The organism is Pseudooceanicola spongiae (genome assembly GCF_014899185.1).
GTDB lineage: Bacteria > Pseudomonadota > Alphaproteobacteria > Rhodobacterales > Rhodobacteraceae > Pseudooceanicola > Pseudooceanicola spongiae.
Genome location: NZ_CP045201.1, coordinates 344,155 through 368,459, shown reverse-complemented (window position 1 = coordinate 368,459; position 24,305 = coordinate 344,155). Strand labels below are relative to the sequence as shown.

Annotated in this window: 22 protein-coding genes, 1 pseudogene and 1 riboswitch; of the genes and pseudogenes, 15 read left to right on the top strand and 8 right to left on the bottom strand. The window is 65.3% G+C overall.

Features of this window, described 5'->3' with window-relative positions; translation table 11 throughout:
• The first annotated feature begins 392 nt into the window (after positions 1 to 392).
• Positions 393 to 782 carry an SMU1112c/YaeR family gloxylase I-like metalloprotein gene (gloA2, locus tag F3W81_RS01720; protein WP_226941802.1) on the top strand — a complete coding sequence of 130 codons (390 nt, stop codon included), beginning with the start codon at positions 393 to 395 and terminating at the stop codon, positions 780 to 782.
• 221 nt (positions 783 to 1,003) lie between these two features.
• On the opposite strand, the gene F3W81_RS20675 is transcribed toward gloA2, so the two are convergent.
• On the bottom strand, positions 1,004 to 1,348 hold the full coding sequence (locus F3W81_RS20675; protein ID WP_226941801.1) for an ABC transporter permease: 345 nt from the start codon (positions 1,346 to 1,348) through the stop codon (positions 1,004 to 1,006).
• Between the two features lie 137 nt (positions 1,349 to 1,485).
• On the bottom strand, positions 1,486 to 2,277 hold the full coding sequence (locus tag F3W81_RS01710) for an ABC transporter substrate-binding protein (RefSeq protein WP_193081941.1): 792 nt from the start codon (positions 2,275 to 2,277) through the stop codon (positions 1,486 to 1,488).
• 75 nt (positions 2,278 to 2,352) lie between these two features.
• Between F3W81_RS01710 and F3W81_RS20980 the strand changes: the two genes are divergently transcribed.
• From F3W81_RS20980 to F3W81_RS01675, 7 genes are all read left to right on the top strand, one after another.
• A complete protein-coding gene (locus F3W81_RS20980; protein WP_193081940.1) occupies positions 2,353 to 2,682 on the top strand; it encodes a type 1 periplasmic-binding domain-containing protein in 330 nt (109 codons plus the stop codon).
• Positions 2,683 to 2,710: 28 nt separating this feature from the next.
• A complete protein-coding gene (locus F3W81_RS20975; protein ID WP_264298881.1) occupies positions 2,711 to 3,079 on the top strand; it encodes a substrate-binding domain-containing protein in 369 nt (122 codons plus the stop codon).
• Between the two features lie 195 nt (positions 3,080 to 3,274).
• Entirely contained in the window at positions 3,275 to 4,315 is a 1,041-nt protein-coding gene (locus F3W81_RS01695; protein WP_193081938.1) for a zinc-dependent alcohol dehydrogenase family protein, read from the top strand.
• A 38-nt stretch (positions 4,316 to 4,353) separates the two neighbouring features.
• Positions 4,354 to 5,538 carry an aromatic amino acid transaminase gene (locus F3W81_RS01690; protein WP_193081937.1) on the top strand — a complete coding sequence of 395 codons (1,185 nt, stop codon included), beginning with the start codon at positions 4,354 to 4,356 and terminating at the stop codon, positions 5,536 to 5,538.
• A 253-nt stretch (positions 5,539 to 5,791) separates the two neighbouring features.
• Complete coding sequence (locus tag F3W81_RS01685; RefSeq protein WP_193081936.1) at positions 5,792 to 7,012, top strand: GGDEF domain-containing protein; 1,221 nt, start codon at positions 5,792 to 5,794, stop codon at positions 7,010 to 7,012.
• A gap of 383 nt (positions 7,013 to 7,395) precedes the next feature.
• Positions 7,396 to 8,052: a response regulator transcription factor gene (locus F3W81_RS01680; protein WP_193081934.1), complete on the top strand. Its 657-nt coding sequence runs from the start codon at positions 7,396 to 7,398 to the stop codon at positions 8,050 to 8,052.
• Between the two features lie 76 nt (positions 8,053 to 8,128).
• On the top strand, positions 8,129 to 8,494 hold the full coding sequence (locus F3W81_RS01675; protein WP_193081933.1) for a response regulator transcription factor: 366 nt from the start codon (positions 8,129 to 8,131) through the stop codon (positions 8,492 to 8,494).
• A 52-nt stretch (positions 8,495 to 8,546) separates the two neighbouring features.
• Here F3W81_RS01675 and F3W81_RS01670 read toward each other — a convergent pair whose 3' ends face one another.
• Positions 8,547 to 12,212 (bottom strand): sensor histidine kinase, encoded by a 3,666-nt coding sequence (locus F3W81_RS01670; protein ID WP_226941947.1) that lies wholly within the window; start codon positions 12,210 to 12,212, stop codon positions 8,547 to 8,549.
• A gap of 307 nt (positions 12,213 to 12,519) precedes the next feature.
• Between F3W81_RS01670 and F3W81_RS21225 the strand changes: the two are divergent.
• The 5 genes and pseudogenes from F3W81_RS21225 to F3W81_RS01650 form a co-directional block, all read left to right on the top strand.
• A pseudogene (locus F3W81_RS21225) lies at positions 12,520 to 13,023 on the top strand (alpha/beta fold hydrolase); the annotation flags it as partial.
• A 34-nt stretch (positions 13,024 to 13,057) separates the two neighbouring features.
• Complete coding sequence (locus tag F3W81_RS01665; RefSeq protein WP_264298880.1) at positions 13,058 to 13,657, top strand: alpha/beta fold hydrolase; 600 nt, start codon at positions 13,058 to 13,060, stop codon at positions 13,655 to 13,657.
• Positions 13,658 to 13,772: 115 nt separating this feature from the next.
• Positions 13,773 to 14,435 (top strand): hydrolase, encoded by a 663-nt coding sequence (locus F3W81_RS01660; protein WP_193081930.1) that lies wholly within the window; start codon positions 13,773 to 13,775, stop codon positions 14,433 to 14,435.
• Positions 14,436 to 14,557: 122 nt separating this feature from the next.
• Positions 14,558 to 16,273, top strand: coding sequence for an amidohydrolase (locus tag F3W81_RS01655; protein WP_193081929.1), 1,716 nt, complete (start codon positions 14,558 to 14,560; stop codon positions 16,271 to 16,273).
• A gap of 112 nt (positions 16,274 to 16,385) precedes the next feature.
• Positions 16,386 to 17,573 carry an MFS transporter gene (locus F3W81_RS01650; protein ID WP_226941800.1) on the top strand — a complete coding sequence of 396 codons (1,188 nt, stop codon included), beginning with the start codon at positions 16,386 to 16,388 and terminating at the stop codon, positions 17,571 to 17,573.
• Between the two features lie 27 nt (positions 17,574 to 17,600).
• On the opposite strand, the gene F3W81_RS01645 is transcribed toward F3W81_RS01650, so the two are convergent.
• On the bottom strand, positions 17,601 to 18,263 hold the full coding sequence (locus F3W81_RS01645; protein ID WP_193081928.1) for an alpha/beta hydrolase: 663 nt from the start codon (positions 18,261 to 18,263) through the stop codon (positions 17,601 to 17,603).
• Positions 18,260 to 19,189, bottom strand: coding sequence for a ring-cleaving dioxygenase (locus tag F3W81_RS01640; RefSeq protein WP_193081927.1), 930 nt, complete (start codon positions 19,187 to 19,189; stop codon positions 18,260 to 18,262). Before F3W81_RS01640 ends, F3W81_RS01645 begins: the two co-directional genes overlap by 4 nt.
• Positions 19,190 to 19,480: 291 nt before the next feature.
• A riboswitch (TPP riboswitch) is annotated at positions 19,481 to 19,613 on the top strand.
• 32 nt (positions 19,614 to 19,645) lie between these two features.
• On the opposite strand from F3W81_RS01640, the gene F3W81_RS01635 reads away from it, so the two are divergent.
• Together F3W81_RS01635 and thiD are read left to right on the top strand one after the other, a co-directional pair.
• Positions 19,646 to 20,137, top strand: coding sequence for an NUDIX hydrolase (locus F3W81_RS01635; RefSeq protein WP_226941799.1), 492 nt, complete (start codon positions 19,646 to 19,648; stop codon positions 20,135 to 20,137).
• 8 nt (positions 20,138 to 20,145) lie between these two features.
• A complete protein-coding gene (thiD, locus tag F3W81_RS01630; protein ID WP_193081926.1) occupies positions 20,146 to 20,973 on the top strand; it encodes a bifunctional hydroxymethylpyrimidine kinase/phosphomethylpyrimidine kinase in 828 nt (275 codons plus the stop codon).
• 17 nt (positions 20,974 to 20,990) lie between these two features.
• Here the strand turns inward: thiD and thiE are convergent, their stop codons facing one another.
• Genes thiE through thiC form a run of 3 tightly spaced genes read right to left on the bottom strand, consistent with a single transcriptional unit; the run spans position 20,991 to position 24,246 of the window.
• Positions 20,991 to 21,629, bottom strand: coding sequence for a thiamine phosphate synthase (gene thiE, locus F3W81_RS01625; RefSeq protein ID WP_193081925.1), 639 nt, complete (start codon positions 21,627 to 21,629; stop codon positions 20,991 to 20,993).
• A complete protein-coding gene (gene thiM, locus F3W81_RS01620; RefSeq protein WP_193081924.1) occupies positions 21,626 to 22,426 on the bottom strand; it encodes a hydroxyethylthiazole kinase in 801 nt (266 codons plus the stop codon). The genes thiE and thiM overlap by 4 nt, the downstream gene beginning before the upstream one ends.
• Complete coding sequence (gene thiC, locus F3W81_RS01615) at positions 22,426 to 24,246, bottom strand: phosphomethylpyrimidine synthase ThiC (RefSeq protein WP_193081922.1); 1,821 nt, start codon at positions 24,244 to 24,246, stop codon at positions 22,426 to 22,428. Before thiC ends, thiM begins: the two co-directional genes overlap by 1 nt.
• Positions 24,247 to 24,305 lie beyond the last annotated feature (59 nt).

Here is a 24,305-nt window from a genome sequence, read left to right as displayed (position 1 = left end):
ACACCGAGAATGGCGCGAACCTGTCTCACGCCGCGACGGACGTGCTGTGGACAGGACGCAACCAACTGAGGTGCCATACCCGCGGCCCACGCCGTTCGCGGTCTTGGCCCGTCCCGAAGGCTGCACCCCATGCCGCACCTCGCGTGCCAAACCCGTCAGATCTGACGCAGGCCGAAAGGATCGAGATCACATTCGGGCACATGAAAACCGGCGCGAGGTCGCAAGGCACGACGACAGATATCCTAAAGCCTTCCACTCAGCAGAAACCCTCACCGCAGTGGTCATGTTCTGGTCTCGAACCCGACCCTAAGCTACTCTACGTTCGTTGACCTCCAATTCGACCTGTCAGAGCGATAGACACATAGTAACATCCGACCACAAGGAAATGACCTTTGCCGCTTCTCAAGAAAATGCACCACGTGGCTATCATCTGTAGCGATTACGCCATCTCGCGTCGCTTTTATACCGAAGTGCTGGGCCTTGAGATCGTCGCCGAGAATTACCGGGCGGATCGTGCGTCCTACAAACTGGACCTTGCTCTGCCCGGGGGGGGACAGATTGAATTGTTTTCCTTCCCCGCGTCCCCTGCTCGCGCCAGTTTTCCAGAAGCAACCGGCCTCCGACATGTCGCTTTTGAAGTTGATGATATCGACGCTGCCAAAGAGCATCTGATGGCAGAAGGGATTTTGGTCGAACAGATACGTACCGACCCGTTTACAGGATGTCGGTTTACATTTTTCCCCGACCCGGATGGCTTGCCTCTGGAGTTGTACGAGGTCTGAGCGCATCCACTGTTTCCAAGCGTTGCATCCAGCAGGCTTTACCAGGCACATCTTTCGACAATTTGAAATCGTTTCAGAGGATGGGACGGAGTATTCCAGCCCATCCTGCCGCCCTCAGGACGGGTCTGGCACCTGCGGCGATGCGCCTGCAAATGGAAGATGGTTGGTCCTTCGCCAAAAACCGGCAGGCTGCAACGGCGCGCACTGCAGCCTGTTCTGACTTATGCGGGGAGGGCGAAACGCTCCGGGCGGAAGTCCTCGAACAACGGGTGGCGCACCCCGAGCGCCATTTCCTCAGCCAGAAGTTCACCTGCGATCAGACCAAGCGCGGCGCCGCTATGGGAAAAGGCCACGAAGCAGCCCGGCAGGCCGCGAAAGATGTCGGTATAGAGGCGCGCAGGCAGACGCAGCCAGAGGGTGCGCGAAATGCCCATCACCGCCAGGACAAGCCCAAGGAAGATGCCGAGGACGGTCGAGGCGAAGGCGAGGATCAGCGTGTTCTTGAGGCCGGTCGCGATCATGATCGGCAGAATTTCGGCCATGGCGCCCCAGTCATGGCGTCCCATTCAAGGAACGTCCGTTGCAGGTTTTCCAACCACATAAGGGGATCTCCCGTTGCGGTCCCTCAGGGGCACTGCGGAGTTTGAACTGGTCAGAGCGGCTGCCGGGCGCAGAGCCCGGCAGCCGACATCTGGCGACGGGATCAGTTGGTTGTCGGCAGGTACTCCTTCGGCATGGGCGAACCGGGGAACCATTTCTGATAAAGGTCGCGCCAGGTGCCATCCTCCAGCGCCTCATGCATCGCCGTATTCAGCGCCTCGCGCAGGGCATCGTTGCCCGGCTTGACCGCAAAACCTGCAGGCGCATCGAAGGAGGGAATGTTGACCCTGATGGCAAGATCGTAGCGCTCGCCATAGGTCTTGGCCGCTTCGTAATCCAGGAAATGCGCGTCGATCGTACCGTTGTTCAGCGCCGCAACGCCGGTGTTGTTGTCAGGGAACTGCACGATATCCGTATCGGTGAAGGTCTTGCGGGCGTACATTTCCTGCAAGGTGCCCTGCACCACGCCAAGCCGTTTGCCCGCCAGGCTTGCCGGATCGTCCGTCACGGCATCCTCGCCTGACAGCACCGACAGATAGCCTGCCAGATAACCATCGCTGAAATCCACGACTTCCTCGCGCTTTTCGGTGATGCCGATGGCCGCGGCGGCGATGTCGAAACGGCCATTGGCGACCGAGGGCAGCAGGGCCGCGAATTCCTGACCGGTGAACAGGATCTGCTCAGGATCGAACCCGGTTAATTCGCCGGCGGCTGTGGTGAGGGCATAGGGCTTTGCGTCACCCAGCGATCCGACGCTGACGCTCGCAGGATCAATCAGGTTGTAGGGGTTGTCCCCTGCTTGCGCCGGGCTGGTCAGGGTCATGGCCATCACCACCGCCGCAAGGGGTGTGGCGAGGCGGGACAGGAAAGTCTGCTTTCGAATGGTCTGGGACATGGGTCGTTCTCCGCTGTTGGTCAGTAGGTGCCGCGCAGCGCTAACTGCTTCGTGCAAATCACGGAGGAACGCGAGATGGTCTCGGTTCTGCTGCGCCAGCGCGTGGCGGGGCTGATCGTGGCTCCGACCGATGCACGCCAGCTTGATCACCTGAAAAGCGCGATCACCTCCGGGGTGCCGGTTGTCACGCTGGACCGCTGGTCCCCCGATCTGCCCGCCGATGCAGTCTGTGGTGACGACCGTGCCAGTGCCATTTCGGTGCTCCAGCACCTGCAAGGGGCCGGACATCGCCATGTTGCCTATGTCACAGCGATGACCTCTCGCTCGGGCCGTCTTGCTGCCCCCGAAGACGTCGGAATTTCCGCGGTGCGGGAACGGATCGAGGGTTTTTCTGGCCGCGTCTGACCAGGCCGGGGTCCCCACCCCCCGGCAGATGGTCTTCACCAATGCGACCGACGACGCCGCAACGGCCAGGATCGTTGACAAGGTTCTGGCGGAAAGCCCGCGCATCACGGCCCTTTTGGCCTCCGACAGTCTGGTCGGTGCGCGCCTGTTCCGCGCCCTGACCAATCGCGGCGTGACTCTGCCGCGCGACATGTCACTCGTGTCCTGGTTCGATGCCGACTGGACGCGCGTGACCTCTCCGCAAATTTCCGTGGTGGACCAGCCCACATATCTCTTTGGCCAACGCGCAGCTGAGCGTCTGATCCGTCGGCTGAAAGGCGACACGACAGAGCCGCAACGCCTCCTGATCCCCACGCCCCTGATCGACAGAGGCACAATCGGCCCGGCACCTGTATGATCGGGCCAGATTGGCGTCAGGCCCTTCATGCGCTGGCAGATGCCGTCACCACGCGGCCCGGACGCACAGCTGATGACATCGCAGAGGCATCGTTCCTGGCCAACACTTCCCCATTGCGACACGTACCCCGAAGCTGTTTGTGTGTCTCCACGCAAAGTGGTGAAAACCAGACGAGTAAAAAAGGGAAGCGCTGCCATGAAAGCCGTCTTGTTCGAGAAATTCCAGCAGGCCCCCAAACTCGTCTCAGTGCCGGACCCCACCCCCGAGCCCCATGGCGTCGTCATCCGGGTCGAGGCGACGGGCGTCTGCCGCAGCGACTGGCACGGCTGGATGGGCCATGACAGCGACATCGACCTGCCGCATGTGCCCGGACACGAACTCGCCGGGGTGATCGAGGCCGTCGGCGCCTCTGTCGCCAACTGGAAAATCGGCGACCGGGTGACGGTGCCGTTCATTTCCGGCTGTGGCGCCTGTTCGGAATGCCATGCAGGGCACCAGCAGGTTTGCCACAATCAGCAGCAGCCGGGCTTCACGCACTGGGGCTCCTTCGCGCAATATGTCGCGATCCATAAGGCCGACCTGAACCTCGTCGCCCTGCCCGAGACGATGGAGTATGCAACCGCCGCCAGCCTTGGCTGCCGATTTGCAACGTCGTTCCGCGCGGTGGTCGATCAGGGCAAGGTCTCGGCCGGGCAATGGGTCGCGGTGCATGGCTGTGGCGGTGTCGGGCTGTCGGCCGTGATGATCGCGACGGCCGTCGGCGCCAATGTCATTGCCATCGACATCGACGACGCCAAGCTGGCGCTGGCCAGAGAGCTGGGCGCTGTCGCCACGCTCAACAGCACCACGATCGCCGATGTGCCCGACGCGGTGATCGAGCTGACACGGGGCGGCGCGCATGTCTCGCTCGACGCGCTTGGCCACCCTGCGACCTGCTTCAACTCGATCCAGAACCTGCGCGCACGCGGCAAACATATCCAGGTCGGCCTGATGCTGGGAGACCAGTCCACGCCGCAGATCCCCATGGCCAGAGTGATCGGCAAGGAGCTGGAAATCCTCGGCTCTCATGGCATGCAGGCGCATCGCTATGGCGCGATGCTGGACATGATCAGCTCTGGCAAGCTTGATCCGGCCCGCCTCGTCGGTGCCCGGATTTCCCTCGCTGACGCCCCCGAAGCCCTGATGAACATGAACAATTTCCAATCGGTCGGGGCCACAGTCATCACCAGCTTCTGACGCAGCGCCCCGCTCCGGGCGCGCAAAAAGGAACTGCCATGTTTGAAAAAGTGCAGGACTATCCCGTTGACCCGATCATGATCGGAGCCGAGTATTTTGCGCAGGATCCGCGTGTCGACAAGCTGAACCTGACGGTCGGGATCTATCAGGACGGCGACGGCAAAACGCCCGTCCTGAACGCAGTCAAACTGGCCGAACAGCGCCTGATCGACAGCCAGACCAGCAAATCCTACCTCGCCCTGACCGGGGATGCGGAGTATTGCCGCGCCTTGGGCGAAGCCATTCTGGGCGCGCCGCTGTACGACGACTTCGTGGCGGCGCAGACCTCCGGGGGTGCTGTGGCGTTGCGTGTCATGGCAGACCTTCTGTCGCAGATGCCGAACCGCCCGACCGTCTGGCTGCAAGCCCCGACCTACGGCAACTATGTCCCGATCCTGACAGCCGCCGCTGCCCCCTTCCGGACGGTGCCCTACTACGACCCGCTTGCCTGCACGATCCTGTTTGATCAAATGCTGGAGGGATTGAAAGACGCCCGCAGTGGCGATGTTTTCCTGATGCAGGGCATCTGTCACAACCCGACCGGCGCCGACATGACACCCGAACAGGTCGGTGCTCTGCTCGACCTGTTGGAGTCGCGCGGGATCGTCCCCTGGATCGATCTGGCCTATCTCGGATTTGCACAGGGTTTTACCGCCGATTGCGACACGGCGCGCAAGATTGCCGCCCGCTTTCCCGAATGCGTCATCTGCATCACCCTGTCGAAGTCTTTCGGGATCTACCGTGACCGCGCAGGCGCGCTCTACATCAAGACCAAGCCCGCCGATCAGCCAAGGATCCAGCGCGCCGTCTCTGCCATCGTGCGCTCCGGCCCCTCTCATGCGCCCGACCATGGCCCATCCGTGGTGCGCACGATCCTTGAGGATGCCTCCCTCAAATCCCTCTGGCTGGAGGAGCTGGAACAGATGCGCCAGCGTGTCATGCAGGTGCGCAGATCCATCGCCGAAACGGAACGGCAGGCCTTTGGGCGCAGCGCCCTCGGCTATCTTGCCGATCAATCGGGGATGTTCTCGCTTTTGCCGCTCACAGCAGCGCAAGAAACCGCCCTGACGCAGAGCCACGGCATCCATGTCGCAAAAGGCGGGCGCGTCAATGTTGCCCGTCTCTCGGCCGCTGACATCCCCTTTCTGATACGTGCGTTTCATGACGTGACTTCAGAGGCCTAAGTCCACCTGCAGCCCCTCCGTCATCAATGGCACGACACATTGCGATAGATTTAATTTGATCATTTTCAACCCGGCCTTACCTTTCCACTCATTGAAGCGCGGAACTTCGCCGGATTTCCGGTGCAGTCTGACCGCTTGGTGGCTATAAAATTTCACGCTACACACCCGCATGCACAGGGCGGGATTTCATTTCGAGTATCCAGATCGACGAAAGAGCGAGCAAAAGAGACGCCTCGCCAAACAGGAAATTGCCATGCGTGTTGCTGCGATGTTGAAGTTTTCCGAACTTGTTGGCTCCGACATCACCTCGGAAACCCAGGCAGAGGAAACCCTTCGCGAGCTGTTCAGCAAGCGGCCCCATATTGTGGCGGCGCTCGGCATTGCGCTGGTCGCACTGGACGCACTCTGGAACGGCAGCATCTGGAGCAGTGCAGTAGCTTTGCTGATCTCCGTGCTTTGCCTGATCTACCGCGTGATAATTGAGCAGCGCTTCCTGTCCCGGCCTGCGGGGCCAATCGAGACGAAATGGGTCCACCTTTTCGTGTCAGGTGCCACGATATCAGGGATCAGCTGGGGCCTGGCGCTCTCCTTGCTGATCTATGACCAAAGCGCCTCGACACAGATCATCGCCTTTGCAGTGGCCTGCGCGATTGTTCAGGGGGCGGCAGGGCGCGCCTACATGATGGCCGGCACAGCCTTCATCAACATTGGCTGCGTCCTCGGCTCCATCAGCATCGCCGGCATTGCCAATGGCAGCTATCTGTTCGCGCTTGGCGCTGCCTTGTATTTCGCGTTTCTGGTGTCCTTCATTTTGCAAATGGTGCGCAACAGGCTGGCGCAGTTGCAAGCAGAACACCGGACCGAACAGCTCATTCAGGAAATCACCGAAAAGAACGAACTCCTGCGCTTTGCCAACGAAAAGCTGGCGGCAACCGCCTTCGAAGATCCCCTGACCGGGCTGGCAAACCGGCGCAAATTCGATCGCACCCTCACTGAGGCTCTGGCCATGTCCCAGCAGGAGCAGTCGTTCATTTCGGTCCTGATGATCGATGTCGACAACTTCAAGTCCTTCAACGACACCTATGGCCATCAGGCCGGGGACCATTGTCTGAAGGTGCTCTCCAAGGCGATCAGCGCTGCCATTCCTGACAAGGACTGCCTGCTGGCGCGCTATGGTGGCGAGGAGTTTGTGGTTCTGCTCCCGGGCTATGACCCGGAGGCGAGCCTGCTCATCGCCGAGCGCGCGCGTGCGGCGGTCGAGCTGTCGGCCCTCAGCGCCATGGCCGGCTCACCGAGCAGCCAGACCATCAGCATCGGTCTGGTCACATCGCTTGGCGGCCCGATGCTCACGCGCGAAACGCTGCTCTCCGCGTCCGATGCCGCGCTTTACGAGGCCAAACGGCAGGGCCGCAACCGGGTCTGCGTCTATTCGGATCTGGCGCAAAGCGCAGCGCAGCCCGAGCCCACACTGTAGCCTACCGCCCCCGCCGATAACGCCCGCAATCAAGCGCCCGGCGGCCACGCCTGCCCTGCCCTGCCCCTCGACCCACGGGACCAGAGCGTATTTGGCGCCGACACCTGCAAAGGAGCCGATAAACCTTAATATAATGGCAGGATGCCCTCAGACTTCAGTAGCATTTCCACGGGGCGCCTGCCGTAACGTCTCCCCCAAGGCAATTGTCTGTGTATTGATTAACGCGGTGCCATTTTAAACAGTCATTTCGGTTTCGGAGACGCCCGCAAACAGGGTATGCTCAACACTGCCCTCAGGGAGTATTTAAGCATGTCTGATTTGCACGAAGGAAGGCGGACCCCACAGATGCGCATCCGCTTCCGGCCTGTCTCAGGACACGACTGATGTCGCCTTGTCCTGCAGATGACAACCCGACACGCAAGACAACGGTTGCCGTCGTTGACGATGACGACTCCGTGCGCTTTTCTCTGGACAACCTGCTGCGCTCGATCGGGTATCTCGTGCAGGTCTATGCCTCGCCCCGGGCCTTTCTCGACAGTGACGATGCGCAGACGGCCAATTGTCTCATTCTGGATGTGCGGATGCCCGAACTCAGCGGCTTCGATCTGCAGGCCGAGCTGGCCAAGGCCAATATCGAGATCCCGATCGTCTTCATGACCGGTTATGGTGATGTCCCGATGAGCGTGCGCGCGATGAAGGCCGGGGCGGTCGACTTCCTGCCCAAGCCGTTCCGCGATCAGGACATGCTGGACGCGGTTGCCGCAGCCGTGAAATCGGATCTGCAGCGGCGCGACTCCGGTGCGGCCGTCGCCGAAACCGCGCGGCGCTATGCCCAGCTGACCGCGCGCGAACGCGAAGTGATGGCGCTGGCCACCGCAGGGATGATGAACAAGCAGATTGCCTATGAACTCGGCCTCAGCGAGATCACCATCAAGATCCACCGTGGCAAGGTCATGCGCAAGATGGACGCGCGCACCTTTGCGGATCTGGTGCGCCTTGCCGGGGAACTCGGCCTCGACAGGCCCCCAGCACAGGATTGACCGCCCTGCCCCCTCCGCCACCCAGCCCCGCCGGGCACGACTTTCGAGCAGACTGCGGCGCAGCCCGGCTGCACCTTTGCTGATCGCGGTCGTTGACGATGACCCCTCGGTGCGCACCGCACTGGACAGCCTGCTGCGCTCCATGGGGGTCGGCGTCAGCCTCTTCGCATCGGCTGAGGATTTTCTGGCCACCGTGCTCGCCACCGGAACCGCCCCACCTGATGGCCTGATCTGCGATATCGACATGCCGGGGATGAGCGGCTGGGATCTCTTGGATACCCTGCAGCAGAGCGGGCGCGCCATGCCGACCATCCTGATCAGCGCCTTCGCGCACCCCCTCACCGCACGCCCCCTGCCAGACGGGGTGCGGTTCTTTCGCAAACCCTTCGACGGAGGCAGCCTCGTCGCGGCGGTTCTTGAGCAGGTCAAGACCAAGCACTAGGGCTGCTCTCAGGGTGCGCACCTAAACCCCAAGCACAGAAACCCGAGCGCCGTCAGCCCTGCTTCTGCGACACCGGGATTTCGATGCGGAAGTGACAGCCGCGCGGCGTGTTGCGCTGCACCTGGATCTGGCCGTTGTGGGCGCGGATGATCGAGCGGGTGATCGACAGGCCCATGCCCATGCCGCTGGGGCGGGTGGAATAAAAGGCCTCGAACACCCGCGCTTCCTGGTCGCGTGACAGGCCCCGCCCGGTATCTGACACCGTGATGACGACAAGGCCGTTCTGCCTGCGGGTCACCACACTCAGAACCCGATTGCCCGAAGGCACCGCCGACATCGCCTCCAGTGCATTGCTGACAAGGTTCAGGATCACCTGCTGTATCTGCACGCGATCGCCGCGAATGGTCGGGGCGTCGCGCGCCAGATCAAGGCGCGCATCAACCTCCCAGCGGCGCACTTCCGGATCGGCCAGCGCCAAGGCCTCGCCGATCACCGCATTGACATCGACCAGCGACATCACCGGCTCGGTCTTGCGCACGAGCGCCGCGACACGCGCGATGATATCGGCCGCGCGGCGGCCATCGAAGATGATCCGCTCCAGGCTGCGCGACACCTCGTCCAGATTGGGCGGCGACGCCGACAGCCAGCGCCGCGCCGCCTCGCCATTGGTGACGATGCCGGTCAGCGGCTGGTTGACCTCATGCGCGATCGAGGCCGTCAGCTCGCCCACCGTGGCGACCCGCATCGCATGCGCCAGATCGCCCTCTGCCCGGCGCAGCGCCGCCTCTGTCGCCTTGCGCTGCGTGATGTCGCGCGCGATCACCAGCAGCGTCCCCGACGACTGGGCATCGTTCCTTTCCGGCACGATGCGCGTTTCCAGATCCAGCAGCCGCGTGCCCATCCGAAGCTGCAGCTCGGTGGTTTGCGCGACCCGGCTGTCACGCACCAGACGCATCGCCGACAGCTGCACCGGCAGGCGCGCCTCCACCCCGTCGAGATCCGCGTTGGGGCTGCTCAGCACCCGCACCGCATCCGCGCCGACAAAGCGCCGCGCCAGGCTGTTGGCGTAGAACAGCCGCATATCGCCGTCAAAGCGCATCACCATATCGGGGGCATTTTCCGCCAGCTTGCGAAACTCGCGCTCGCGCTGCTCGACCTGAATGGTGCGCAGTTTCAGCGTGGCCAGAATGCTGATCAGGAAGACCACCAGACAGGCTGCGCGGAACCAGATCGTCGCCCACCAGGGCGCGCGGATCTCGATCGGCAGCACGATGCCCGGCGTGCTCCAGCCCACCCGGGCCGAGGCCGCCTGGGCGCGAAACACATACTCACCCGCCGGCAGGGTCGTATAGCTGGCCAGACGCTGCGAACTGTCGACCTCGCGCCAGCTGTCCTCCAGCCCCTCCAGCTTGTAGCGATAGCGGCTGGAGCTTGGGTTGACGAAACTGGGCGCGGCGAACTTCAGGATCAGACTGTTGGCCCGGTAATCCAGCGACAGCGCTTTGGCGACACGGATCGGCACGCCCTGCGTCTGCGCGGCCACCTCCCCCGCCGACAGAAAGGGAAAGTCGGCCTCGGTCAGCTGGATCGGCATCGCTGGCTGCATGTCGGCCAGAAGCTGCGGAAAAAACGCAACCCCGCCCGAATAGCCGCCAAAGAACATCTCGCCGCTTGGGCTGGCAAAGCCGCTGCCCCAGCCGGTAAAGTCATTGCCGCTCAGCCCGACGATGGTGAGGTACTCGGTCACCGTCCCGGCGCTCGGATCGTAGTGGAGCAATCCCTTGTTGGTACTGACCCAGAGCGTGCCGTCCTGATCCTCAAGGATCTTGGCGATGGCGCGGTCCGGCGCGTCTGCACTGTCGTGTATGGCGCTGAACTGCCCTGTTGCCGGATCGAAGCGGTCCAGACCGCTCTGCGTGCCCGCCCAGACGATGCCGTCGCGCCCGATCAGCACCGTTGGCACCGTATTGTCGCGCAGCCGCCCCGGCGTCGAAGGATCGGCGGAAAACACCTCGATCTGGCCGGTGGCGGGGTCAAAGTGGTGCAGCCCGGAATAATGCGTGCCCAGCCACAGCGTGCCATCCGCCGCCTCGGACATCGAGACATAGGTCTGCGCGCGGGCATCGCGCGGGTCCACCTTGAACGTGGTGAAGGTGCCGGTGGCGGCGTCAAAGCGGCTCAGCCCGTCTTCGGTGCCGGCCCAGAGCGTGCCATCGCGGCTCACCAGCAGGCGATGTACCTGATTGTTGGCAAGGCTCGCAGGGTCTGCGGGATCGTGGGTGTAGGTTGTGAACTGCCCGCTGTTCTGGTCCAGCCGCGCGATGCCATTGCCATAGCTGCCCACCCAGATCGCACCGTTGCGGTCCTCGGCGATGGTGATCACCATCGGCTTGCCGCTCAGCCCGTCGCGGAACCGCGTGTACTCTCCGCTGGCCCGGTCAATCCGGCTCGCGCCGAGGTCGTTCCCGACCCAGAGATAGCCCCGGCTGTCCTCGAAGATGTCATTGACGAAATCGGTCACGAGGCTGTTGGGATTGCCGCCGTCATGACGAAACGTCTCGAACAGGGGCCGCCTGGGGTTGAAGTGGCTGGGCGGGGCGGAATGATGCCCGCTCCAGATATTGCCCTCTCGGTCCTTGAACAGGGTGATCACCTTGTCCTCGGCGATGCTGCCCGGATCCGAGGCCGAATTGGCATAATGCACCAGCTGAGGCACGCCCCCCGCCATCTCCATCCGCATCAGCCCGAGGCCGGGCGACCCGATCCAGAGCGCGCCTGCGTCGTCCTCGACCATGCCCATGACGCCGGTCAGGCTGTTCGGATCCGGCGCCTCCTCATAAAAACTGTAGCGGGTCAGCGTGCCAGTGTCGCGGTCCAGCAGCGACAGCCCGGTGCCCGCGGCCCCCAGCACCCAGAACCGCCCCCGACTGTCCTCGAAAAAGGTGATCTGCACCGGATCGGCAATCGGCACGTGCAGCGTCACCCGCCCGCTGAGCGGATCAAAGCGGTCCAGCCCCCTGGTCGTGCCCACCCAGAAATCACCGCGACTGTCCTGCCCGCTGAAGCGCACGTCGTTGCTCGGCAGGCTCCCGGGGTCCGCCGGGTCATGCTGAAACCGGGTGATGCCCTCGCTCACCGGGTCGCGGCGAAACAGCCCCGATCCGGTGGCAAACCACATCGCGCCGCTGCTGTCCTGCGCGATATGCACCACCGTGGGGATATCCGCCCCCGGTATCCCCTCGACCAGCGAGACATGGCGCACTGCCTCGGTGACCGGGTCCAGCCAGTCCAGCGTCTGCGCCCCGCCCACCCAGATCTTGTTGTCGCGATCCTTGAACAGCGCCGTGACGAACACCGCGCCAATGCTCTCGGGCTGGCGCGTGTCATGGACCAGCATGCGAAATTCATAGCCGTCAAAGCGGTTCAGACCGTGTTGCGTGCCAAGCCAGATGAAGCCCTGATCATCCTGAACGATCTGCGCCACGCGGGTCTGCGACAGACCCTGCGACGTCGACAGCCGGGAAAACCGGATTCCCTGCCCGTCGACCACCGGCAGAGTGATCAGCTCCGGCGAAATCTGCGCCTGCGCGACCTTTGGCGCGACCTGCGCCTGTGCGACCTCCGGCGCGACCTGCGCCTGCGTAATCTCGGGCGCGACCTGCGCCACGGCACCGGCCGCCGCGAACAGCAGATTGCAGATCATCAGGGCGAGGGCCATTCGCTTCACGCCAAACTCCGGTGCTCACAACAGGACGCAGCGCCGCGTCAGTCTTTTTGCAATCGCACGATCACGATGCCGCATCTATTCTTTTCCTCCGGTGATCGGCGTTTTTCGCGCTCCCTCAGACCACCCGACGCGACAGTGCAGCATTTCAGCCCGCCGCGCGGCCCGCACCCGCATCTGCCGCTCGACGATACCAAGGTATGAGCCCGCAATCCTTTGGTCGGTGATCTCTAAACCGTTGGTCGGTTCCGGATCCGGCGCAAAACCGCCACTCTGAGGTCGAAGGCCCACACACAATGCGATGCGCAGGACAGGACGGCGCCCCAGCCCGGCCCCTGCGGCTGATCCGGGCCAGCCTGCCACCCGACCCGCAGCCGCAGCCGCCCGGATGCGCCCGCATTTGCCCCTCAAACCGTTGAAAAGAGAGAGAGCCGCCTTGACCCAAACGCCCGCCTCGGACCCCACCCGCTCACCTCAGCTGCAGATGTCGCGCCGGACCTTCGTTGCCACAGCCACGGTCATGGCCGGCGCCATTGCCACCCTTCCCTCCTTCGGCCTCACGGCCGCATCCGCCCAAACACCCCCAACCGGAGACGCGTTCATGGGCTACGTTACAACCGAAGACGGCACCGAGCTTTTTTACAAGGACTGGGGCCCGCGCGACGCGCAACCCGTCATGTTCCACCACGGCTGGCCGCTCAGTGCCGATGACTGGGACACGCAGATGATCTTCTTTCTGCTGAACGGCTACCGCGTCATCGCCCATGACCGGCGCGGCCATGGCCGCTCGTCCCAGACGGCGACCGGCAACGACATGGACACCTACTGTCAGGATGCCGATGCCGTATGCCGTGGTCACGGCGCTGGACCTCAGCAACGTGATCCACATCGGCCATTCTACCGGAGGCGGCGAAGTCTGCCGCTACGTCGCGCAGTATGCCAAGGGGCGCGCCGCCAAGGCCGTGATGATCTCGGCCGTGCCGCCGATCATGCTCAAGACCGCCGCCAACCCCGGCGGCCTGCCGATGGAGGTGTTCGACGGGTTCCGCGCCGGTGTCGCGACCAACCGCGCGCAACTTTATGTCGATGTGCCGACCGGCCCGTTCTACGGCTTCAACCAGCCGGACGCCAAGGTCTCGCAGGGGCTGATCAACAACTGGTGGCGTCAGGGCATGATGGGCAGCGCGCTGGCCCACTATGACGGCATCTCCGCCTTCTCCGAAACCGACTTTACCGAGGATCTCAAGGCGATGACCCTGCCCGTGCTGATCCTGCACGGCGAGGCTGACCAGATCGTGCCGATCGCGGATTCCGCCGAGCTTTCGATCAAACTGGTCCCCAACGGCACGCTCAAGACCTACCCCGGGCTGCCCCATGGCATGTGCCAAACCAACCCCGATGTGCTGAACCCCGATCTCCTCGCCTTCGCGCGCAGCTGATCTCAGCCATGCGGTCCCGGCCCCGCCCTGTGCGCCACTGCGCGCGGGGCGGGGCCCCTCTTTCCCCACAGCATGGGCCCCCCGGGGCCACATGCGCCAAACCAAAGGTCATATCATGACGAAAGCCACCCCCACCCCCGCCAAAGCCCTGCTGACGCCGACCGATCACACGCTGATCCTGATCGACTTCCAATCCCAGATGGCCTTCGCAACCAATTCGATCGACCCGGTGTCGCTGCGCACCAATGCCGCGCTGATCTCGGCTGCGGCCGCAGGCTTTGGCGCCCCGACCATCCTGACCACCGTCGCCGCCGCCAGCTTTTCCGGCCCGATGTTCGACGAAGTGACCGAGCCTTTCCCAGGCCAGCCCCTGCTCGACCGCACCTCGATGAACTGCTGGGAGGACGCTGCCGTCATCGACGCCGTCAACACCATCGGCAAACCGCGCGTGGTTCTGGCGGGTCTGTGGACCTCGGTCTGCATCGTCGGCCCGGCGCTCTCGGCGCTGGAGCAGGGCTTTGAAGTCTACGTGATCTCGGATGCCTGCGGCGATGTCTCGACTGAAGCGCATGAGCGGGCGATGACCCGGATGATCCAGGCCGGCGCGCGGCCGATGACCTCGGTGCAGTACCTGCTGGAAATGCAGCGCGACTGGGCCCGCAGCGACACCTACGCCATGACCACCGGCATCGCGCAGAAATTCGCAGGCGGCTACGGCCTCGGCATCGCCTACGCCCGCCAGATGTTCAACGCCTCCGAAGGCCACGCGGCCGAGTAACCTCATACCCCGTCCCCCCAGAACCGCCGGACGACACGCCTTCCCTGGCCTGTCGTCCGGCCCACCCCAGCCTCTCGCGACGGGTGCGCCCCAGCAGATCCCCCTCGCCCGGAGCAGCCCTCATGACAGATCTCCTCCTCGTCAACGCAAGGATCACCACGTTCGACCGCCAGACCCCTCTGGCACAGGCTTTGGCCATCCGTGACGGGCGCTTTCTCGCCGTGGGCAGCCAAAGCCATGTGCGCGCCGCCGCCGCGCGCGACGCTCAGGTGATTGATTGCGGCGGGCGGCGCGCCATCCCCGGCCTGATCGACAGCCACACCCACTTCATCCGCACCGGCCTCAGCTACACGACGGAACTGCGCTGGGACGGCATCTCCACCCTCTCCGAGGCGATGCGCCGCCTCAAGGCGCAGGCCGCGCGCACGCCCGCGCCGCACTGGGTGCGCGTCACCGGCGGTTTCACCCGCCACCAGTTCGCCGAAAAGCGCCTTCCCACGATCAACGAAATCAACTGCGCCGCCCCCGAGACCCCGGTCTACATCCAGCACCTGCAGGACCGCGCCCTGCTGAACGCCGCCGCCCTGCGCGCTGTCGGCTATGATCAGGACACGCCGAACCCGCCCGGCGGCGAGATCCAGCGCGACCGGGACGGAACCCCCACCGGCCTGCTGGTCGCCCGGCCCAACCCCGCGATCCTCGATGCCACGCTGGCGCGCAGCCCGCAGCTAAGCGGCGAAGATCAGAAAACCTCGACCCGCCATTTCATGCGTGACCTCAACCGCCTCGGCGTCACCAGCGTGATCGACGCCGGCGGCATCGGGCAAAGCTATCCGCGCGATTACAACGTGATACGCGATCTGCACGCCCAAGGCCTGCTCAGCCTGCGCGTCGCCTGCATCCTCTCGCCGCAGACCCCACGCGGCGAAGCTGCCGAGCTCATCCGCTGGAGCGCAACCGACGCCCCCGATCAGGGCGACGACCTTCTCCGGCTGAATGGCGCGGGTGACATTCTGGTCCACTCTGCGCTGGATTTCGAGGATTTCTCCTGCGCCCGCCCCGAGCTGCCCCATACCATGGAGGCCGAGCTTGCGGTGGTCCTGCGCGCCCTCGTCTCCCGCCGCTGGCCGTTTCGCCTGCATGCGACCTACGAGGAAACGATCACCCGCATCCTCGACGTGATCGAAGCGGTGGCACGCGAGATCCCCCTCGACGGTTTGCACTGGAGCCTCGCACATACCGAAACCATCAGCCAGCGCAGCATCGAACGTGTCGCGGCCCTCGGCGGGGGCATTACCATACAGCACCGTATGGCGTTTCAGGGCGAGGATTTCCTCGACCGCTACGGCGCGCGTGCCGCCGGGGCGACACCGCCGATCCGCCGGATGCTGGACGCGGGCGTGCCCGTCGGCGCGGGCAGTGACGGCAGCCGCGTGGCCTCCTGCAACCCCTGGACCGCGCTGTCCTGGCTGGTCAGCGGCCGCACCGTCGGCGGCAGCGTCGTGACACCCGCGCGCAACCGGCTGACCCGCACCGAGGCGCTGCGCCTGTGGACCGAGGGCAGCGCCCGGTTTTCCTGCGAGACCGGCAGGAAGGGACAGATCAAGGCGGGCCAGCTGGCCGACCTCGCCCTGCTCAGCGCCGACTACTTCGGCGTCCCCGAGGCCGAGATCAGCGGCATCACCTCGGTCCTGACGCTGCTCTCCGGCACCCCCGTCCATGCCAGCGGCGCCTTTGCGGGCCTCGCCCCGCCGCCGCTTCCCGCCCCACCAGACTGGTCGCCGCTGCGCCATTCTGCGGCAGCCGAGGCCGCGCCACAGCGCTCCCGCGCGCTTTGAGCAGACCTCACACCCGCTATGCGCCCATGCGCCCTCGACACAGGCAAGCGCCGGGCGGTATGGCACCCACGTCCCCGCCCGTTCACGCGGCACGACTGCTCCGGAGATCCTGATGCACCAGACCACGCCCCCCAGCGGCACAGCAACACCGGCCGCTGCACCCACCCTGTCGCGCGCCCTGACCTTTGCCATGGCCGCCGCCGCCGGGATCGCCGTCGCCAATATCTACTACAACCAGCCGATGCTGGCGCTGATGGAGGCCGACCTTGGCGGCAGCGCCGCCGGTCTGGTGCCGACCTTCACCCAGCTTGGCTATGCGGCGGGCCTGTTCCTGCTGGTGCCGCTGGGCGATCTGGTCGAACGCCGCGCCCTGATCGTGGCGCAGTTCATCGCCCTCGCGGCCGCGCTGGCGCTGACGGCTGCGGCCCCCGGCACCGCCGTCCTTCTGCTCGCCTCGGCGCTGATCGGGTTGTTCGCCACGGCCGCGCAGCTGATCGTGCCCTACGCCGCGCAGCTCGCCGCGCCCGAGCGACGCGGTGCCGCTGTCGGCATGGTGATGTCGGGCCTGCTCTGCGGCATCCTGCTCAGCCGGACGCTGGCGGGTTTCGTCGCCACCCATGGCGGCTGGCGCGAGATGTTCTGGCTCGCCGCACCGCTGTCGCTGGCTGCAGGCGGCATCATGGCCTGGCGACTGCCGCGCCATAAACCCGACACCGATCTCAGCTGGGCCTCGGCGCTCGGCTCTCTCGCGCAGCTCTGGCGCGACCTGCCTGCCCTGCGCCGCGCCGCCTATACGCAATCGCTGCTGTTTGCCGCCTTTACCGCCTTCTGGACGATCCTGGCCTTCCGGCTGAATGCCCAGTTCGGCCTGGGCGCGGGCACCGCCGGTCTGTTCGGCATCATCGGCGCCGCCGGCATTCTGGCCGCCCCCGTCGCGGGCAAGCTGGCCGACACGCGCGGCCCGCAGGGCGTGATCTTCCTTGGCTGCTGCCTCAGCGTCGTGTCCTTCGCCGTGTTCTGGGGCTGGCCGACGCTGGCCGGTCTGGCGGTCGGTACGGTGCTGCTCGACGTGGCAATGCAGGCGGCGCTGGTGTCGAACCAGCACATCATCTTCGCGCTGCGCCCCGAGGCCCGCTCGCGCATCAACACGCTGTTCATGGGCACGATGTTCTTTGGCGGCGCCGCCGGTTCGGCACTGGCAACCCTCGCCTGGAGCCACGCGGGCTGGTGGGCGATCTGCGCCATCGGCATGGCCCTCGGGGCCGCCGCAATCCTGATGCAACGTGGCGCGAGGAGCTGAGCCAGCCCCTCGCCACCGCTCACACCCTCAGGCGGGCTGGTTCAGATGTGCCCGCAAAGCAGTGATATCGGCGTCCAGAATGCCATGCCCCGCGCCGGGATAGACCCGGCGCGTCACACAGGCCCCAAGACGGCGCAGGATCACCGCGCTCTCCTCGAACCGCGACAGCGGGATATGCGGATCGCGCTCGTGACAGCTCATGTCGATCACCAGCTCCTCGATCCTCGGCGCATAGTCAAAGCGCTTCGGGCTATGTCCGTACAGCGCCTCCTGCGCCGCTCCGGGCGCGTCGCCCGTGCCGACCAGCGCCCCGGAAAAGCCAAAGACCGCCGACAGCCCGGCACCTGAGCGCGCGGCATATTCCAGCGCCAGACAGGCCCCCTGACTGAACCCGCACAGGCTGATCGCACTGCGCGCCAGCCCCTCCGCCTGCAGGCTGTCGATCGCCGCGTCGACCGCGCTCAGCGCCCCGTCGAGCCAGCTGGCAAGCTCGTTCATCGGGGCGAGAAAGCTGGTCGGCCACCACGACCGCCCCGCAGCCTCGGGCGCGGCGACAGCGACATCGGGCAGGCCCAGCCCCTCGGCCAGAGACAGCATGTCCCCCGCGGACCCGCCCCGCCCGTGCAGCACCACCAGCCCGGCGCGCGCCCGCGCCACAGGCGCGCCGCCCCATCGCAGAGCCGGGCTCATGCAACCGGCCTCAGTTTCAGCTCAGGCAGCACCCGTTCGATCTGCGCCCGCATCATTTCATATTGCGGCGGCAGCATCAGCGCCTGCCCCATCGTCTCGGCCGGCTCATCATTGGCGAAACCGGGCGGATCAGTTGCAATCTCGAACAGCACGCCGCCGGGTTCGTGAAAGTAGATCGCATTGAAATACTGCCGGTCGATCACCGGCGTCACATCGAACCCCGCCGTCGCCAGCCTGTCATGCCAGACCTGCTGCACCTCGTCAGTTTCCGCGCGAAAGGCGACGTGATGGATCGTCCCCGCGCCGCTGCGCGCAATCGTCGGCGCGTCCGAGCGGATGATATCGAGGATCGAGCCGCGCCCGCCGCCCTGCGCCTGCAGCCGCAGCCGCGCGATCCCGCCCTCGGTCACCGAGCCGACCTCGGCGTAGCCGAAATGATCCGTCAGCAGCCGCGCCGTCACCTCCGGGGCCTTCTCCCACAGCGTCACCGAATGAAACCCATCCAGCGCCTCGCCGCGCGAACCTTCGCGCTCGATCAGCTCGACCGGGGCGCCGTCGGGATCGGCCAGCACGATCATCCGCTGGCCGAACCGCTCAACTGGACCCGCGAAATCCACAGCCTCCAGCGCCAGCTTTTCCATCCATCCGTCAAAGGCGGCGGGCGGCACGGCATAGGCCACGGCGCTGGCCATACCGGGCCCGGCGCGCCCCGGACCTGCGTTCACGAAGGGAAAGAAGGTCATGATCGAGCCGGGCGCGCCGCCGGTATCGCCATAATACAGATGATAGGTGTCGGGGGCGTCAAAGTTGACCGTCTTCTTCACCAGCCTCTGCCCCAGACAGCCGCCATAGAAATCGAGGTTGGCCTGCGGCGCGCCACAGATCGAGGTGACGTGATGGAGGCCGGGAATTGAGTCTTCGGGCATGTCTCTTCTCCGATGCGGGTCGTTTGCCCTGACCCTAGAACCGAAGCGCGGGCGATCCCAGCGAACCAAAGTATGATCGACAAAGCTGTGCGATCTGCCGGGCAGACCGCGCCCCGTCCTGCGCCAGACAGGCAAAACCCCGCTGCTGTAGAAACACCCCGCAACCCGCTGATGCCACATCACATTCACCGCGCACCACGCCCCCCCTCAGGACAGTGCGCAAATTTGTCGCGGCTCGCGGTGGCAGGTCCCCGGCACCCCCTTCCGCAAGGCTTGATTTATGCTAAGCTCGGTTCAACCTAGGGGTGCCCGGCGGTCGGGCTGAGAGTGCGTGCAGAGACCGGGCGACCCTCGCCTGCTGCCGTGAAACCCTTCGAACCTGATACGGGTGATGCCGGTGAAGGAAGTGGTAGAGATGACTGAAGCCAGCTGCCTGATATGCAAGCGTTTCCGCTGATGAGCGATCATTCCGGCGGCGCGATGCTGCAGACCTCTCCCAGACCCGCCAAACCCACCAGCCCTGCTCCCGGCCTGCGCCCCGTTGCTGCCGTGATCGCGGTTGTGCCGCGCGGCGATCAGGTGCTGCTGGTGCGCCGCGCCAATCCGCCCGATGCCGGCCTCTGGGGCTTTCCCGGCGGCAAGGTCGACGCGGGAGAGACCATCGCGCAGGCCACCCTGCGCGAACTGGCCGAGGAAACCGGCGTCACAGCCACCCCCGGCCCCCTGCTCGACGTCCTCGATATTTTTGATCGTGGCACCACTGGTCAGCACCTTGTGCGACACTATGTCCTCGTCGTCACGCTCTGCCACTGGCAGGCCGGCGAACCGGTGGCGGCCGACGATGCGCTCGACGCGGGCTGGTTCACGCTGGACCAGCTGCGCTCTGATGATCTGAGCCTCAGCGAGGACGTTCTGCGCCTCGCCACACTTGCAGTATTGAAAGGATGACGGACCGAATGATCGCCAATGTCTTGACCATCGCGGGCACTGACCCGACGGGCGGTGCGGGAATTCAGGCTGACATCAAGGCCATATCGGCCCTTGGTGCCTATGCGATGAGCGCGATCACCGCCGTTGTGGCGCAGAACACGCAGGGCGTGCGCTGTTTCACGGCGATGGACGCGGGCCTCGTCGCCGATCAGATCGATGCCGTGTTCGAGGATGTCCGCGTCGACGCCGTCAAGATCGGCATGGTCGCCAATGGCGAAATCTCCCGTGTCATTGCGGAACGGCTGACGCTGCATGGTGCGCGCAATATCGTCTTCGACCCGGTGATGATCGCCTCCAGCGGCGACTCTCTCGTGGACCGCGATGCGTTGCGGGCGCTGCGCGATCACCTGATCCCGCTCGCCACCGTCATCACCCCCAACCTGCCCGAAGCCGCAACGCTGCTGAAATGCTCCAACGCCTGGACGCAGGAGCGTCTGCATGCCGCCATGGAAGAGCTGCTGCTGATGGGCTCGAAATGGGTGCTGCTCAAGGGCGGTCACCTGTCTGAGAGTGACGAGAGCACCGATCTGCTGCTCGGTCCCGATGGCGAGCCGCGCCGCTATCCCGCGCCCCGGATCGACACGCCCAATGATCACGGCACCGGCTGCACGCTGTCCTCGGCGATTGCCGCGCTGCTGCCTTATTTTCCGGTCCCCGAGGCCGTCGCCCGCGCCAAGACCTATCTGCACGGCGCGCTGATCGCCTCGCATCAGCTCAGCGTCGGCGAAGGGCGCGGGCCGGTGCACCATTTCCATGCGCTCTGGCCCGCACCACTGGAGAAGGCGGGCGAATAAGCCCGCCTCACCGCCTCCTAGCCGACCAAAGCCCCCTGCCACGCCAGAACAATCCGCCGCGCCGCCGCGCGCGGATCGCTCTGCCCGCATATGGCCGACACGACCGCCATGCCGTGCGCGCCGCTCTTGCGCACCGGGGCGGCGTGTTCGGCGTTCAGCCCACCGATGGCCACCACCGGCACCGGGCAGGCCCGCACCATCTCGCCCAGCCCGACAAACCCGACGGGCGGCTTGTGGTCGGGCTTGGTCGCGGTGGCAAAGACCGGTCCCGCCCCGGCATAATCCACCTGCACCGGATCGACCGCCATCGCTGCGTCGGCGCTCTCCACCGACAGCCCCAGCACCCGGCGCGGCCCGATCCGCCGCCGCACGGCGCCCGGGTCCATATCGCCCTGCCCGACATGCACACCGTCGGCATCAATCGCCAGAGCCGCCTCCACGTCGTCATTGATGATCAGCACGGCCCCGGTGCCCGCCAGCGCCGCCTTCAGCGCGCGCCCTGTCTCGACCAGCCGCGCCGTGCCGCCGGTCTTGTCGCGCAGCTGCACCATGGTCGCGCCGCCCGCCACCGCCAGCCGCGCCGTCTCGACCATGCCCCGATCCCGGCACAAGCCGGGATCAAGGATCAGGTAGAGGCTCAGATCAAAGCCCATCATGCCGGGACCTCCTCCAGCCCCTCGATCCTCGCCTCGCGGTCCAGATCCTCGGGACGGACATGGTGCAGCGCATCCAGAAACAGCGGCGCGAAACTGCCCGGCCCCTCCGCCGCGCCATGCGCCCGGCTGCCCGCCACCGCGAACAGCGCCAAAGCGGCGACCGAGGCCTCAAACGGCGCTGCCACGGCAGCAAACGCCCCGCACAGGCCTGTCAGCGAACAGCCCAGAGCGGTGTTCAGCGGCATCCAGACCGACCCGCCCGCGATCCGCACCGCCCGCGCGCCATCGGTGACGAAATCAACCGCGCCGGTCATCGCCACCACGCCGCCCGTGCGCTGCGCCAACCTGCGCGCTGCACCCTCGGCCGAGGCGGTACTGTCGCGCCCATCCACACCCTGCCCCCGGCTGGCCTCGCCCGCGAGGCTCAGGATCTCGGAGGCATTGGCCCGGATGATCGTCGGTTTCAGCGCCAGCAGATCCGCCGCCACGCGCCGGCGCAGCACTGTCGCCTGACAGGCCACCGGGTCCAGCACCCACGGCGTGCCCGCGCCCTCTGCCCCGGCAATCGCGGCGCGCATCCCCGCCACGAACGGCGGCGACAGCGTGCCGATATTCACCGTCAGCGCATCGGCAAAGCCCGCAAACTCGCCCGCCTCCTCCGCGTCGCTGACCATCGCGGGACTCGCCCCTGCGGCCAGCAGCACATTGGCGGCGATGTTCATCGCGACGTAGTTGGTGATGCACTGCACCAGCGGCGTCGCCCTGCGCATCGCCTGTAAAGTTTGTCCGACCTGCATCACACGTCCTCCTTCACGGTATCGAGCGGCATATAAAGGCTTCCACCCTCACGATATTTCTCGGCCATCTTCGCCATGCCCTCCTTCTGCGCCTCGGCGCGGATGTCGTGGCTGATCTTCATCGAGCAGAACTTCGGCCCGCACATCGAACAGAAATGCGCCACCTTGTGCGCCTCCTTCGGCAGGGTCTCGTCATGCAGGGCGCGGGCGGTTTCAGGGTCGAGCGACAGGTTGAACTGATCCTCCCAGCGGAACTCGAACCGCGCGCGGCTCAGTGCATCGTCGCGGACCTGCGCACCGGGGTGCCCCTTGGCCAGATCGGCGGCGTGTGCCGCGATCTTGTAGGTGATCACCCCGACCTTCACGTCATCGCGGTCCGGCAGGCCCAGATGTTCCTTCGGCGTCACGTAGCAGAGCATCGCGCAGCCGAACCAGCCGATCATCGCCGCGCCGATCCCGCTGGTGATATGATCATACCCCGGCGCAATATCGGTCGTCAGCGGCCCGAGAGTGTAGAACGGCGCCTCGTCACAGACCTCCAGCTGCTTGTCCATGTTCTGCTTGATCTTGTGCATCGGCACATGGCCCGGCCCCTCGATCATCACCTGACAGTCATGCGCCCAGGCGATATGCGTCAGCTTGCCCAACGTCTCCAGCTCGGCAAACTGCGCCGCGTCATTGGCATCGGCGATGGAGCCGGGGCGCAACCCGTCCCCCAGAGAGAACGACACGTCATAGGCGCGGCAAATCTGGCAGATCTCCTCGAAATGCTCGTAGAGAAAGCTCTCACGGTGATGATGCAGACACCACTTCGCCATGATCGAGCCGCCCCGGCTGACAATCCCCGTCACACGGTTCACCGTCAGCGGGATCATGTGCAGCCGCACGCCCGCGTGAATGGTAAAGTAATCCACCCCCTGCTCGGCCTGTTCGATCAGCGTGTCGCGGTAGACCTCCCACGTCAGATCCTCGGCAATGCCGTTCACCTTCTCAAGCGCCTGATACAGCGGCACCGTCCCGATCGGCACCGCGCTGTTGCGAATGATCCAGTCGCGGATGTTGTGGATATTGCGCCCCGTCGACAGGTCCATCACCGTATCGGCGCCCCATCGCGTCGCCCAGACCATCTTCTCCACCTCCTCGGCCATTGAGGAGGTCACGGCAGAGTTGCCGATATTGGCGTTGATCTTGACGAGGAAATTGCGCCCGATCGCCATTGGCTCCAGCTCGGGGTGGTTGATGTTGCAGGGCAGGATCGCCCGGCCGCGCGCGATCTCATCGCGCACGAACTCAGGCGTCACATGATCGGGGATCGCGGCGCCCCAGTCCTGACCATCGCGCACAGCGGCCTCCTTCGCCGCGCGGCGCCCGAGGTTTTCACGGATGGCGACGAACTCCATCTCCGCCGTGACGATCCCGGCGCGGGCATAGGCCAGCTGCGTCACCGCCGCGCTGCCCTTGGCGCGCAGAGGCTGGTGGCGCTGCGGGAACTCGGGCACCAGCCGCTCGCCCTGCACAAAACCGTTGTCCTCGGGCCGCACATGCCGCCCGTCATAGGCCTCCACATCGCCGCGCGCTTCGACCCAAGGCCGGCGGACACGCGCAAGGCCAGCGCTTATGTCGACCGGAGTCTCAGGGTCCGTATAAGGGCCGGAGCTGTCGTAGACGGTCACAGGCGGTTCACCCGCGCTCGGATGCAGGTCGATCTCTCGCATCGGCACGCGGATCGCGGGGTGCAGCACCCCGGCGTGCCAGACCTTGCGCGAGGCCGGCAAGGGCCCCTGCGTGACCTCGGGGGTGGGAAGGTTGGAAATATTCATCGGCGTCAGGCCTCCTTTGCAAAGAAGACCCAGTTCCGCGCTGAATGGAGGACAGCCCG

Bases quoted from the DNA above. Each gene is read 5' to 3' on its own strand.
- F3W81_RS20675 (WP_226941801.1), bottom strand. From the start codon at position 1,348: ATGGGACGCCATGACTGGGGCGCCATGGCCGAAATTCTGCCGATCATG.
- F3W81_RS01710 (WP_193081941.1), bottom strand. From the start codon at position 2,277: ATGTCCCAGACCATTCGAAAGCAGACTTTCCTGTCCCGCCTCGCCACA.
- F3W81_RS20980 (WP_193081940.1), top strand. From the start codon at position 2,353: ATGGTCTCGGTTCTGCTGCGCCAGCGCGTGGCGGGGCTGATCGTGGCT.
- F3W81_RS20975 (WP_264298881.1), top strand. From the start codon at position 2,711: ATGGTCTTCACCAATGCGACCGACGACGCCGCAACGGCCAGGATCGTT.
- F3W81_RS01695 (WP_193081938.1), top strand. From the start codon at position 3,275: ATGAAAGCCGTCTTGTTCGAGAAATTCCAGCAGGCCCCCAAACTCGTC.
- F3W81_RS01690 (WP_193081937.1), top strand. From the start codon at position 4,354: ATGTTTGAAAAAGTGCAGGACTATCCCGTTGACCCGATCATGATCGGA.
- F3W81_RS01685 (WP_193081936.1), top strand. From the start codon at position 5,792: ATGCGTGTTGCTGCGATGTTGAAGTTTTCCGAACTTGTTGGCTCCGAC.
- F3W81_RS01680 (WP_193081934.1), top strand. From the start codon at position 7,396: ATGTCGCCTTGTCCTGCAGATGACAACCCGACACGCAAGACAACGGTT.
- F3W81_RS01670 (WP_226941947.1), bottom strand. From the start codon at position 12,212: ATGGCCCTCGCCCTGATGATCTGCAATCTGCTGTTCGCGGCGGCCGGT.
- F3W81_RS01665 (WP_264298880.1), top strand. From the start codon at position 13,058: ATGCCGTATGCCGTGGTCACGGCGCTGGACCTCAGCAACGTGATCCAC.
- F3W81_RS01660 (WP_193081930.1), top strand. From the start codon at position 13,773: ATGACGAAAGCCACCCCCACCCCCGCCAAAGCCCTGCTGACGCCGACC.
- F3W81_RS01655 (WP_193081929.1), top strand. From the start codon at position 14,558: ATGACAGATCTCCTCCTCGTCAACGCAAGGATCACCACGTTCGACCGC.
- F3W81_RS01650 (WP_226941800.1), top strand. From the start codon at position 16,386: ATGCACCAGACCACGCCCCCCAGCGGCACAGCAACACCGGCCGCTGCA.
- F3W81_RS01645 (WP_193081928.1), bottom strand. From the start codon at position 18,263: ATGAGCCCGGCTCTGCGATGGGGCGGCGCGCCTGTGGCGCGGGCGCGC.
- F3W81_RS01640 (WP_193081927.1), bottom strand. From the start codon at position 19,189: ATGCCCGAAGACTCAATTCCCGGCCTCCATCACGTCACCTCGATCTGT.
- F3W81_RS01635 (WP_226941799.1), top strand. From the start codon at position 19,646: ATGAGCGATCATTCCGGCGGCGCGATGCTGCAGACCTCTCCCAGACCC.
- thiD (WP_193081926.1), top strand. From the start codon at position 20,146: ATGATCGCCAATGTCTTGACCATCGCGGGCACTGACCCGACGGGCGGT.
- thiE (WP_193081925.1), bottom strand. From the start codon at position 21,629: ATGATGGGCTTTGATCTGAGCCTCTACCTGATCCTTGATCCCGGCTTG.
- thiM (WP_193081924.1), bottom strand. From the start codon at position 22,426: ATGCAGGTCGGACAAACTTTACAGGCGATGCGCAGGGCGACGCCGCTG.
- thiC (WP_193081922.1), bottom strand. From the start codon at position 24,246: ATGAATATTTCCAACCTTCCCACCCCCGAGGTCACGCAGGGGCCCTTG.